10 protein-coding genes are annotated in these 11,483 nt (G+C 63.3%); 9 read left to right on the top strand and 1 reads right to left on the bottom strand.

All coding sequences use genetic code 11. From position 1 onward, the window contains the following. Window positions 1-91: 91 nt before the first annotated feature. Genes PM2_RS24935 through PM2_RS24925 form a run of 3 tightly spaced genes read left to right on the top strand, consistent with a single transcriptional unit; the run spans window position 92 to window position 2,548 of the window. Entirely contained in the window at window positions 92-1,111 is a 1,020-nt protein-coding gene (locus tag PM2_RS24935; RefSeq protein WP_016715774.1) for an aminoglycoside phosphotransferase family protein, read from the top strand. Continuing rightward, window positions 1,108-1,779 (top strand): N-acetylmuramate alpha-1-phosphate uridylyltransferase MurU, encoded by a 672-nt coding sequence (murU, locus tag PM2_RS24930; RefSeq protein WP_016715775.1) that lies wholly within the window; start codon window positions 1,108-1,110, stop codon window positions 1,777-1,779. The genes PM2_RS24935 and murU overlap by 4 nt, the downstream gene beginning before the upstream one ends. Window position 1,780: 1 nt before the next feature. Further along, a complete protein-coding gene (locus PM2_RS24925) occupies window positions 1,781-2,548 on the top strand; it encodes a TerB family tellurite resistance protein (protein ID WP_016715776.1) in 768 nt (255 codons plus the stop codon). 35 nt (window positions 2,549-2,583) lie between these two features. On the opposite strand, the gene PM2_RS24920 is transcribed toward PM2_RS24925, so the two are convergent. Continuing rightward, the gene (locus PM2_RS24920; RefSeq protein ID WP_028699056.1) at window positions 2,584-3,582 is read right to left on the bottom strand and encodes an alpha/beta hydrolase family protein; all 999 of its coding nucleotides are present in this window, start codon (window positions 3,580-3,582) and stop codon (window positions 2,584-2,586) included. A 95-nt stretch (window positions 3,583-3,677) separates the two neighbouring features. On the opposite strand from PM2_RS24920, the gene PM2_RS24915 reads away from it, so the two are divergent. From PM2_RS24915 to PM2_RS24890, 6 genes are all read left to right on the top strand, one after another. Then, window positions 3,678-6,065 carry a PAS domain-containing sensor histidine kinase gene (locus PM2_RS24915; RefSeq protein WP_016715778.1) on the top strand — a complete coding sequence of 796 codons (2,388 nt, stop codon included), beginning with the start codon at window positions 3,678-3,680 and terminating at the stop codon, window positions 6,063-6,065. A 7-nt stretch (window positions 6,066-6,072) separates the two neighbouring features. After that, window positions 6,073-6,705, top strand: a complete 633-nt coding sequence (locus PM2_RS24910; RefSeq protein WP_173401663.1) for a response regulator — start codon at window positions 6,073-6,075, stop codon at window positions 6,703-6,705. A 295-nt stretch (window positions 6,706-7,000) separates the two neighbouring features. Next, window positions 7,001-8,125, top strand: a complete 1,125-nt coding sequence (locus PM2_RS24905; protein ID WP_016715779.1) for an ABC transporter ATP-binding protein — start codon at window positions 7,001-7,003, stop codon at window positions 8,123-8,125. A gap of 40 nt (window positions 8,126-8,165) precedes the next feature. Then, window positions 8,166-9,200: an ABC transporter substrate-binding protein gene (locus tag PM2_RS24900; protein ID WP_016715780.1), complete on the top strand. Its 1,035-nt coding sequence runs from the start codon at window positions 8,166-8,168 to the stop codon at window positions 9,198-9,200. A 60-nt stretch (window positions 9,201-9,260) separates the two neighbouring features. After that, a complete protein-coding gene (locus tag PM2_RS24895) occupies window positions 9,261-10,508 on the top strand; it encodes an ABC transporter permease (protein WP_016715781.1) in 1,248 nt (415 codons plus the stop codon). A gap of 11 nt (window positions 10,509-10,519) precedes the next feature. Continuing rightward, window positions 10,520-11,347 carry an ABC transporter permease gene (locus PM2_RS24890; RefSeq protein ID WP_016715782.1) on the top strand — a complete coding sequence of 276 codons (828 nt, stop codon included), beginning with the start codon at window positions 10,520-10,522 and terminating at the stop codon, window positions 11,345-11,347. Window positions 11,348-11,483 lie beyond the last annotated feature (136 nt).

The raw sequence follows: 11,483 nt of genomic DNA, 5'->3' as shown, positions 1-11,483 counted from the left end.
GTGGGGCCGCACGCCTCTCGATGGTCTGAAAAAGATGCTGGATAATAAAGCATGACCCGCTTGACGGCTAGGGCCGTCGGAGACCCTTGTAATGCCTGAACACGATGTACGCTTGCAACAACTGACGGTCTGGCTCGATGAGCAGCTCAATGATCTTTTCCGCAACAACGCCTGGGGCGAAGTGCCGGCCGGCAGCCTGACTGCGGCCAGCAGCGACGCCAGCTTCCGCCGCTACTTCCGCTGGCAGGGCGCCGGCCACAGCTTTGTGGTCATGGACGCACCGCCTCCGCAGGAGAACTGCCGACCGTTCGTCGCCATCGACCATCTGCTGGCCAGCGCTGGCGTGCATGTGCCGCTGATCCACGCCCAAGACCTGGAGCGCGGCTTCCTGCTGCTGGGTGATCTGGGCCATCAGACATACCTTGATATCATTGATGCCGACAACGCCGACGGGCTGTTCGCAGACGCTATCGATGCACTGCTGGCCTTCCAGCGCCTGCCGATGGACGCGCCACTGCCCAGCTACGACGACGCGCTGCTGCGCCGTGAAGTGGAATTGTTCCCGGAGTGGTACGTGGGCCGTGAACTGGGCCTGACCTTCACCGATGCCCAGAAGGCTGCCTGGCAGCGTATCAGCCAGCTGCTGATCGACAGTGCCCTGGCCCAGCCCAAGGTGTTGGTGCACCGCGACTACATGCCGCGCAACCTGATGCAGAGCACCCCCAACCCCGGCGTGCTGGACTTCCAGGACGCGGTGTACGGCCCGGTCACCTACGACATCACCTGCCTGTTCAAGGACGCCTTCCTCAGCTGGCCTCAGCCACGGGTCGAAGGTTGGCTGCGTGACTACTGGCAGAAGGCGCAGGCTGCCGGCATCCCGGTACAGGCCGACTTCGAGGCGTTCCAGCGTGCCAGCGACCTGATGGGCGTGCAGCGCCACCTGAAGGTGATCGGCATCTTCGCCCGTATCTGCCACCGCGACGGTAAACCCCGCTACCTGGGCGACGTGCCGCGTTTCTTCGCCTATATAGAAGAAGTGATCAGCCGCCGGCCCGAATTGGCGGAGCTGGGTGAACTGATCGCGCAGTTGCAGGCCGGAGCGCGTGCATGAAGGCAATGATCCTGGCAGCGGGTAAAGGCGAGCGCATGCGCCCGCTGACCCTGCACACCCCAAAACCGCTGGTCCCGGTGGCCGGCCAGCCGCTGATCGAGTACCACCTGCGTGCCCTGGCGGCGGCAGGCGTTACCGAGGTGGTGATCAACCATGCCTGGCTGGGACAGCAGATCGAAGACCACCTGGGTGATGGCAGCCGCTTTGGCCTGAGCATCCGCTATTCGCCCGAGGGCGAGCCGCTGGAAACCGGTGGTGGCATCTTCAAGGCCCTGCCTTTGTTGGGTGACGCGCCATTTTTGCTGGTGAACGGCGATGTCTGGACCGACTACGACTTCGCACGCCTGCAAGCCCCCTTGCAAGGGCTTGCTCACCTGGTGCTGGTCGACAACCCGGGCCACCATGGCCGAGGTGACTTCCGCCTGCTGGGCGAACAGGTTGTCGATGGCGATGAGGCGCCGGGCACGCTGACTTTCAGTGGCCTTTCAGTACTGGACCCTGCGCTGTTCGAAGGCTGCCAACCGGGTGCCTTCAAGCTGGCACCGCTGTTGCGCCAGGCCATGGCGGCAGGGCAGGTCAGTGGCGAACACTACCGTGGGCACTGGGTGGATGTCGGCACGCTCGAACGCTTGGCCGAAGCCGAGCGCCTGATTGGCGAGCGCGCCTGACATGTGGTGGCCAGGGACACTGATTGGCGCTGGCGCCGGCTTTGCCGTGGCCAGCATTCCGGGCGCTTTGCTGGGCCTGTTGCTTGGGCAGGCCCTTGACCGCCGCTTGCGCCTGGAAGGCTGGGAAGACATGCGCGAGCGTCTGGGCGGGCGCCCGGCCTTGCGCGATGACGAGTTGCTGTTCGTGATGCTTGGGCGCCTGGCCAAGTGCGATGGTCGGGTGGGCGAGCAGCACATCCAGCAGGCGCGTCAGGAGATGGTGCGCCTGGACCTGGCCGAAGCGGCCCGGCTACGCGCTATCAATGCGTTCAACCGTGGCAAGGCGGGCAAGGACCGGCTTGGCAGGCACCTGCGGCGCATTCGCCAGCAGCCACATGCGGCGGAAGGTACCTTGCGTGCCTGTTGGCGCATGGTCTGGGCCGACGGCAAGATGGGCAACAAGGAGCGTGAGCTGCTGCTGGACTGGGGGCAGAAACTGGGCCTGAGCCGACGGCAGGTGCAGGCCATGTCGCTGGAGTACGAGCCGCGCAAGGCTACGGGCGCGGAAGGTGTCCCCATGACCTATGCGGCTGCCTTGCGCTTGTTGGCGGTGGAGGCGGACACCGAAGGCGACAAGGTCAAGCAGGCCTATCGTCGGCTTGTCAGCCGTCACCACCCAGACAAGCTGGCGGGCACCGGCGCCAGTGAGGCGCAGGTGCGGGAAGCGACCGAGCGTACCCGTGAGTTGCACCAGGCGTATGCCATGATCCGTAAGCGGCGGGGCCTGTAAAAACAGGGCCGCAAAGCGGCCCCATCGATTTCAGCTCAACCCTGTGGGCTCATCCACCCCCGCACCCGTCGGAACAATTGCTCCTGCTCCGCCGCCTTGTTCCCCGGCATGGCAATCAGCGACAACTGCCGGTACTGGCTGTCCTTCTGCCGCTTGCTGGCCTGCAGCCGCTGTTGGGCTGCGCTGCGGTCCTGGCTGCGGGTGGCGTAGTAGATATCGGCTGTAGGCACCTTCAAGGTTGGCGCCAGGCTTTCCAGGTCATGATCCACCCGTGCTGGCGTCTGCGCCGCCACCATTACCAGTTTCTGCACGTGCGGTGGCTGTTTTTCGCTCAGGTAGCGGGCTGCCCAGTACGCACCGCTGCCATGCCCGATCAGCACGATGCTGCGGGCATTGTGCTGCTGGGCAAACGCCACAGCAGCGTCCAGGCGGGCGAAAATGCGCTCGGCGTCGGCCGGGTCTGTCTGCTCGCTGGCCTGTTCGGCGTCGGTACTTTCCGCCGTGTCGGCATCGGCAGCAGTGGCCTGGGCGACATTGGCATTGGCGTCAGCGGGTACGTCCTTGGCTGGCGCACTTTCACCCTTGGTTTTTTCGGGTTCGGCAGCCGACTTGGCCTCGACCCGCGCCTGCGGGCTGTCGGCCAGCAGATCCGGCAGGCTAAGGCTCAGGCTGTGCCAGCCGACATCTGGGAATTTTTGCCGCAGGGGGCCTACGGCATTTGGCCAGTCGGCCGTTTCACCAGCACCCGGGACGATGATCACTGCCCCTTGCGGGTCGCTGTCGTTGGCCGGCTTCCACAAGGCCAGGAAGCTGTCGGCGCCCGCCTGCAACGTCTGTTGCTCAGCCCTGGGTACCAGCCGCTCCAGCGCCAGGGCGTCTTCCTGGCTGCGCTCCAGCAGGGGCGCGCGAGGGGCTTCGGCAGCGGGTGCCTCGGTTGTGGCGGGTGCTTTTTCTGCATCGGCGGCCAAGGCGGCGAGCGGAAGGATCGACGCCAGGCAGCACATTGCCAGCGTCGTGCGATAAAGTGTGGACATGCGTCAACCCAAGGCCAGAATGATACCGGCAGCCTAATAGTATTTGCCCGTGACGGCCATGCTGCATGGCCGCCTTTGCCAAGACGAGCGTGTAGATGAAGCGAGTGCGTCGCCTGTTGGTTATCGGCTGCTTGTGGCTGCCCTTGATAGCCTTGGCCAGGACCGAGGCGGAGCCCACGGTTGTACTGGAACCTGCGCAGCAGCAGTGGCTGGACAGCCATCGCAGCCTGCGCGTCGGCCTGGTGCTGCAGGCGCCTTACGCCCAGTTCGACCGGCGCCTGCAGCAATTGTATGGGGCCAACGTAGAACTGGTGAACAGCCTGGCGCAGGCACTGCGCCTAGACCTTACCTGGCGCAACTTCACCGACCAGACCAGCCTTGAACATGCCCTGCAGGCCGGGGAAATCGACTTTGCCCCAGGCCTTACCCAGACGCCAGCCAGCCTGCGCCTGTGGTTGTTCAGCGACCCGTACATGCGCGTGCCGCAACTGGTAGTGGGGTCGCGCACTGGGGCCATGGCGGTAGAGCTGGAAAAGCTCGAGGCCGAGCAGCGCGTGGCGGTGCGCATGCCCAGCCAACTGGCGGATTATCTGCGTGGCAACTACGGCAACCTCAACCTGCAGGGGGTACCCAACGAGCGTGAGGCCTTGCAACTGGTGGTAGGTGGCCAGGCCAGTTTCGCCGTGCTGGATGAAGCCCAACTCAGCCGCCTGTCGCGTGAGAGCGAGTTCAGCGAGCTGGCTGTGGTTGGCGATATAGGCCTGCCGCAGTTACTGCGCATTGGTTCTCGGCGCGACTGGCCACTGCTGGCCGACGTGCTGGAGCGTGGCCTGCAGGCATTGCCGGCCAAAGAGCTGGAGCAAATGCACCAGCGCTGGTTGCAGCCGAAGTACCCACGCCTGAGCGAGTCGCCTGGCTTCTGGCAGAACCTGGCCTTGCTGTTCGGCATGCTGCTGTTGTGCGCGCTTGCCACGCTGGTGTGGCAACGCCGGCAGCAGCGCCAGCTGGAGCGCAGCCTGTTGGCCACGCGGGAAAGCCTGGTGGAGCGCCAGGTGCGCGAAGAGGCGTTGCGATTGAGCCAGTTCGCCATCGACCAGAGCACGGTGGGTATATTGTGGGTCAACTGGGACAGCCACGTGCGCTACGCCAACCACGCTGCCGAGCGCATGTTGGGTTACGCCGAGGGGGAGCTGCTGGAACGGCCGCTGGGTGACTTCGAGCCAAGCCTTAATATGGACCGCTGGCTGGAACTGTGGAAAGGCGCGCGTACGGGGGCAAAGGGTATCGGGCAGTTCGAGACGCAATGCCGACGGGCCGACCACAGCCTGCTGCCGGTCGAACTGTCACTGAGCTTTCTGCGCTTTCGTGATTCCGAATACCTGGTGGTCTACCTCGCCGACGTCACTGAGCGCCACCGTGCCCTGGCGGCACTGCGCGAAAGCGAGGCGCGGCTTAAGGGCATTGCCGGCAATGTGCCGGGGCTGGTATTTCGTCTGGAACGCGACCCGGCCGAGGGCGATCTGGAGTTTCCCTACATCAGTGAAGGCAGTGAGGCGCTGGTGGGCTATACGCCCGGCGAAATCCAGCACCCGCAGATGGGGCTGCGTAACCTGGTACACCCTGAGGACCGTGCCGATTACCACCGGGTGCAGGACCTGGCCCTGGCCAGTGACCAGGACTGGTCCTGGCAGGGCCGCATCCTCACCCGCCAGGGCGAGCAGCGTTGGGCCGACATCAAGGCCAGTACCCGGCGCCTGGGTAACGGCCAGGTGGTGTGGGACGGCGTGGTGTGGGACATCACCCAAGGCAAGCGGGCGGAAATGGCACTGGCCAAGTCCCAGGAGCAGCTACGCGAGCTGTCGGCCCATCTGGAAAGCGTGCGTGAAGAAGAGAAAGCCCGCATCGCCCGGGAAGTGCATGATGAGCTGGGGCAGATGCTGACCGTGCTCAAGCTGGAAGTGTCGATGTGCGAGCTGGCCTTTGCCGAGCTGGACCCGGGCCTGAACGAGCGTCTGGGTAGCATGAAACGCCTGATCGCCCAGCTGTTTCAGTTGGTGCGCGACGTGGCCACGGCCTTGCGCCCGCCAATCCTCGATGCCGGCATTGCCTCGGCCATCGAATGGCAGGCACGGCGTTTCGAGGCGCGCACGCAGATCCCGTGCCTGGTACAAGTGCCGGATAATCTGCCAGCATTGAGCGATGCCAAGGCCATTGGGTTATTCCGTATCCTCCAGGAGGCACTGACCAACGTGATGCGTCATGCCCAGGCGCACAGCGTGGAGATCGAGCTGGTGCTTGCACAGGGGCAATTGCGCATGACGGTCAGCGATGATGGCCAGGGCTTTTGCCGCGAGCAGACCCGGCCCACCTCGTTTGGCCTGGTGGGCGTGCGTGAGCGGGTGCTGATGTTGGGGGGCAGCATGACGCTGGACAGCGAGCCGGGCGAAGGCACCAGCCTGAGCGTGGCCATACCGTTGGAGTAGGAGAGCGATCGTGATTCGAGTACTGGTGGCCGAAGACCACACCATTGTCCGTGAAGGGATCAAACAACTGATTGGCCTGGCCAAGGACATGCAGGTGGCGGGGGAGGCCGGTAACGGCGAGCAGCTGCTCGAAACCTTACGCCACACGCCTTGTGAGGTGGTATTGCTGGATATCTCGATGCCGGGTGTGAATGGCCTGGAGGCGATCCCGCGTATACGTGCGTTGCACGATGCCCCGGCGATCCTGATGTTGTCGATGCACGACGAGGCACAAATGGCGGCGCGGGCGCTGAAGGCCGGAGCGGCAGGTTATGCCACCAAGGACAGTGACCCGGCGCTGTTGCTGACCGCGATTCGCCGGGTGGCGGGTGGCGGGCGTTACATCGACCCTTCGCTGGCTGACCGCATGGTGTTCGAAGTGGGCCTGACCGAGTCGCGGCCGTTGCACACGCTGCTGTCGGAACGCGAGTTTTCGGTGTTCGAGCGCCTGGCCCAGGGCGCCAACGTCAACGACATCGCCCAGCAGCTGGCGCTGTCGAGCAAGACCATCAGCACCCACAAAGCGCGCCTGATGCAGAAGCTGAAAGTGAACTCGCTGGCGGAGCTGGTGAAGTACGCCATGGAGCACAAGCTGGTCTGATTGCGACATACGCTATCGGTGATCCTGTCGACGTCCCTGTGGGAGCGGGCGTGCCCGCGAAAGGGCCTGACCTGCTGATCTCCATGGCTGTGCCGGCCTCATCGCGGGCACGCCCGCTCCCACAGGTTCGGTGGAGTGTTCGCAAGGGCATTCCAATCCCGCCATCCTTGTAGGGCAATCCCTACAACAAATCTTCCATCCGGATGATGGCATTCTCTCAGCACCCCCGATTTTCGGGCGCTTGCGCCTCTTCTACTCTTTTGCCTACGCAGTCATCCAACAAGAAGGTGCAGGCATGAGCGAGGCGAAGTCGAACGCTGCAACCAGCGAAACGCTGGTCAGCTTCCGTGGTGTGCAGAAGAGCTACGACGGCGAGTCGCTGATCGTCAAAGACCTCAACCTGGAGATTCGCAAGGGCGAGTTCCTGACCCTGCTCGGCCCGTCCGGCTCGGGCAAGACCACCAGCCTGATGATGCTGGCCGGCTTCGAAACGCCCACCGCTGGTGAAATCCAGCTGGCCGGGCGCTCGATCAACAACGTGCCGCCGCACAAGCGCGACATCGGCATGGTGTTCCAGAACTACGCGCTGTTCCCGCACATGACCGTGGCCGAGAACCTGGCCTTCCCGCTGACCGTGCGCAACCTCAGCAAGACCGACATCAGCGAGCGGGTCAAGCGCGTGCTGAACATGGTGCAGCTCGATGCCTTCGCCAAGCGCTACCCCGGCCAGCTCTCGGGTGGCCAGCAGCAGCGCGTGGCCCTGGCCCGGGCGCTGGTGTTCGAGCCACAGCTGGTGCTGATGGACGAACCGCTCGGCGCGCTGGACAAGCAACTGCGGGAACACATGCAGATGGAGATCAAGCACATTCACCAGCGCCTTGGTGTGACCGTGGTGTACGTGACCCACGACCAAGGCGAAGCACTGACCATGTCCGACCGTGTGGCGGTGTTCCACCAGGGCGAGATCCAGCAGATCGCCGACCCGCGCACGCTGTACGAAGAGCCCTGCAATACCTTCGTCGCCAACTTCATCGGCGAGAACAACCGCATCAACGGCACATTGCTGGCCAGCGACGGCAAGCGCTGCCAGGTGCAACTGCCGCGCGGGGAGCGGGTAGAGGCGCTGGCGGTGAATGTCGGCCAGGCCGGCGAGCCGGTCACCCTGTCGATCCGCCCCGAACGCGTGCGCCTGAACGGCCACAGCGAAAGCTGCGTGAACCGCTTCTCTGGCCGGGTGGCTGAATTCATTTACCTGGGCGACCACGTGCGGGTGCGCCTGGAAGTTTGCGGCAAGGGCGACTTCTTCGTGAAACAGCCTATTGCCGAGCTCGACCCGGCGTTGGCCGTGGGCGATGTAGTACCGCTGGGCTGGGAGGTGGAGCACGCCCGCGCGCTCGATCCGATTGCCGAAGCCCATTGATGGATTGCTTCACCAACCCTGTACTGTGGAGAGAATAAGAATGCGCAAGCAGTTGAAACTGACCGCCCTGGCCTTGGGGCTTTTCGCCGCTGGCCAGGTCATGGCCGCAGACCTCACCGTGATCTCGTTCGGGGGCGCCAACAAGGCGGCCCAGGTAAAAGCGTTCTACGAGCCATGGGAGAAGGCGGGTAATGGCAAGATCGTCGCCGGTGAGTACAACGGCGAAATGGCGAAGGTCAAGGCAATGGTCGACACCAAGAGTGTGTCGTGGAACCTGGTAGAGGTTGAGTCGCCAGAGCTGGCGCGTGGTTGCGATGAAGGCATGTTCGAAGAGCTCGACCCAGCCCTGTTTGGCAATGAGGGTGACTACGTGCCGGGTGCCATCCAGCCTTGCGGCGTGGGCTTCTTCGTCTGGTCCACGGTCATGGCCTACAACGCCGACAAGCTGAAAACCGCACCTACCAGCTGGGCTGATTTCTGGGACACCAAGAAATTCCCGGGCAAGCGCGGCCTGCGCAAAGGTGCCAAGTACACCATGGAATTCGCACTGATGGCCGATGGCGTTGCGCCCAAGGACGTCTACAAAGTGCTGGCCACCAAGGAAGGCCAGGACCGCGCCTTCAAGAAGCTTGATGAGCTCAAGCCCAGCATCCAGTGGTGGGAAGCGGGTGCACAGCCACCGCAGTTCCTGGCCTCGGGTGACGTGGTCATGAGTTCTGCGTACAACGGCCGTATTGCCGCTGTGCAGAAAGAGAGCAACCTCAAGGTGGTGTGGAACGGCGGCATCTACGACTTCGATGCCTGGGCCATTCCGAAAGGCGCCAAGGATGCCGAAGAAGCGAAGAAATTCATCGCTTTCAGCGTGCAGCCCGAGCAGCAGAAAACCTACTCCGAGAACATCGCCTACGGCCCGGCCAACGCTAAGGCTGTGAGCCTGCTGTCGGACGAAGTGAAGAAGGACATGCCGACCACGCCTGAAAACATCGCCAACCAGGTGCAGATCGACGTGGCCTTCTGGGCCGACAACAGCGAGCAGCTGGAGCAACGCTTCAACGCCTGGGCGGCGAAGAAGTAAACGTCCAGTGTGCGGGGCTGCATCGCAGCCCCCATTTCAGCCTGTATTGCGGAGTTCGCCATGGCCATTGCAGTGCCCCTCAACGAAGGCGCAGGTCCAAGTCTCAAGCAGCGCCTCAAGCACGCCGAGCGGGTCAACCGCTGGAAGGCGCAGGCGTTGATCGCGCCGCTGGCGCTGTTTCTTCTGCTGGTGTTCCTGGTGCCGATCGCGGCGCTGCTGTACAAGAGCGTCGGCAACCCTGAAGTGGTCGGCGGCCTGCCACGCACGGTCGAAGTCATTAGCCAGTGGGATGGCAAGAGCCTGCCCGGCGAGGATGTGTACAAGGCGCTGAGCCAGGACCTGGCCGAATCGCGCAAGAACCAGACCCTTGGCGACCTTTCCAAGCGCTTGAACATGGAACTGGCCGGTTACCGCAGCTTGTTGACCAAGACCGCCCGGGCACTGCCATTCAAGGCTGAGCCTGCCTCTTATAAGGACGCGTTGCAGGCCGTCGACGAGCGATGGGGTGATCCAGCCTACTGGCAGGCGATACGCCGCAATACCAGTTCGGTGACATCGTTCTACCTGCTGGCCTCTGTCGACCATCGCATCGATGACCTTGGCGAACTGGCCAAGGCCACCCCGGACCAGGCCATTTACCTGGACATTTTTGCCCGTACCCTGTGGATGGGTGTGGTGATCACCGCCATCTGCCTGGTGCTGGCCTACCCACTGGCCTATTTACTGGCCAACCTGCCGACCCGGCAGAGCAACCTGCTGATGATCCTGGTGCTGCTGCCGTTCTGGACTTCGATCCTGGTGCGGGTGGCGGCGTGGATCGTGCTGCTGCAGTCGGGCGGCCTGATCAACAGCGCGCTGATGGCCATGGGCATCATCGATCAACCGCTGGAATTGGTGTTCAACCGTACCGGTGTTTACATCTCGATGGTACACATCCTGCTGCCGTTCATGATCCTGCCACTGTACAGCGTGATGAAGGGCATTTCGCCCAGCTACATGCGTGCGGCAATTTCGCTGGGCTGCCACCCGTTCGCCAGCTTCTGGCGGGTTTACTTCCCGCAGACTTACGCCGGTGTAGGTGCGGGTTGCCTGCTGGTGTTCATCCTGGCCATCGGCTACTACATCACTCCGGCACTGCTGGGCAGTCCGAACGACCAGATGGTCAGCTACTTCGTTGCCTTCTACACCAACACCAGCATCAACTGGGGCATGGCCACCGCGCTGGGCGGGCTGTTGCTGCTGGCGACTGTGTTGTTGTACCTGATCTATAGCTGGCTGGTCGGCGCCAGCCGCCTGCGCCTGAGCTGAGGAGCCTTGTGATGTTGAGCCCATACATGTCGCCCGTGGAGCGGGTCTGGTTCTACAGCCTGCGCATTCTTTGCGGTTTGATCCTGCTTTTCCTGATCTTGCCGGTACTGGTGATCGTGCCGCTGTCGTTCAACAGTGGCAGCTTCCTGGTGTACCCGCTGCAGGGCTTCTCACTGCAGTGGTACCAGGACTTCTTCGGCTCGGCCGAATGGATGCGGGCGCTGAAGAACAGCATCATCGTCGCCCCGGCAGCCACGGTGCTGGCCATGGTGTTCGGCACCCTGGCGGCCATCGGCCTGACCCGTGGCGATTTCCCCGGCAAGTCGCTGGTGATGGCGCTGGTGATTTCGCCGATGGTGGTGCCGGTCGTGATTATCGGTGTAGCCAGTTACCTGTTCTTTGCACCGCTGGGGATGGGCAACAGCTTCACCTCGCTGATTCTGGTGCATGCGGTGCTGGGTGTACCGTTCGTCATCATTACCGTGTCGGCCACCTTGCAGGGCTTCAACTACAACCTGGTGCGCGCGGCGGCCAGCCTGGGCGCGTCGCCACTGCTGACCTTCCGTCGGGTGACCCTGCCGCTGATTGCGCCCGGGGTGATTTCGGGGGCGCTGTTCGCCTTTGCCACGTCGTTTGACGAGGTGGTGGTGACCCTGTTCCTGGCAGGGCCCGAGCAGGCGACCCTGCCGCGGCAGATGTTCAGTGGTATTCGCGAAAACCTGAGCCCGACCATTGCAGCGGCTGCGACCTTGCTGATTGCCTTCTCGGTGATATTGCTGCTGACCTTGGAGTGGTTGCGTGGGCGTAGCGAGAAGCTGAGAACCCAGCAGCCTGCCTGATTGTCAGTTTTCTGAGCCTGCCTCTTCGCGGGTAAGCCCGCGAAGAGGCCGGTACAGGTTGAAACAGCTGGTCGACACGGATTGATACCAATCAGCCTCTACCCGTTTGCCTGAGTTACAATGCGCGCCACCGTGA

The sequence above is a fragment of the Pseudomonas monteilii NBRC 103158 = DSM 14164 genome (assembly GCF_000730605.1).
Lineage (GTDB): Bacteria > Pseudomonadota > Gammaproteobacteria > Pseudomonadales > Pseudomonadaceae > Aquipseudomonas > Aquipseudomonas monteilii.
This window is presented reverse-complemented; position numbering and strand designations above follow the sequence as displayed.

Coding starts and splice junctions, on each gene's coding strand:
- murU (WP_016715775.1), top strand. CDS start 1,108: ATGAAGGCAATGATCCTGGCAGCGGGTAAAGGCGAGCGCATGCGCCCG.
- PM2_RS24900 (WP_016715780.1), top strand. CDS start 8,166: ATGCGCAAGCAGTTGAAACTGACCGCCCTGGCCTTGGGGCTTTTCGCC.
- PM2_RS24890 (WP_016715782.1), top strand. CDS start 10,520: ATGTTGAGCCCATACATGTCGCCCGTGGAGCGGGTCTGGTTCTACAGC.
- PM2_RS24895 (WP_016715781.1), top strand. CDS start 9,261: ATGGCCATTGCAGTGCCCCTCAACGAAGGCGCAGGTCCAAGTCTCAAG.
- PM2_RS24915 (WP_016715778.1), top strand. CDS start 3,678: ATGAAGCGAGTGCGTCGCCTGTTGGTTATCGGCTGCTTGTGGCTGCCC.
- PM2_RS24935 (WP_016715774.1), top strand. CDS start 92: ATGCCTGAACACGATGTACGCTTGCAACAACTGACGGTCTGGCTCGAT.
- PM2_RS24920 (WP_028699056.1), bottom strand. CDS start 3,582: ATGTCCACACTTTATCGCACGACGCTGGCAATGTGCTGCCTGGCGTCG.
- PM2_RS24925 (WP_016715776.1), top strand. CDS start 1,781: ATGTGGTGGCCAGGGACACTGATTGGCGCTGGCGCCGGCTTTGCCGTG.
- PM2_RS24905 (WP_016715779.1), top strand. CDS start 7,001: ATGAGCGAGGCGAAGTCGAACGCTGCAACCAGCGAAACGCTGGTCAGC.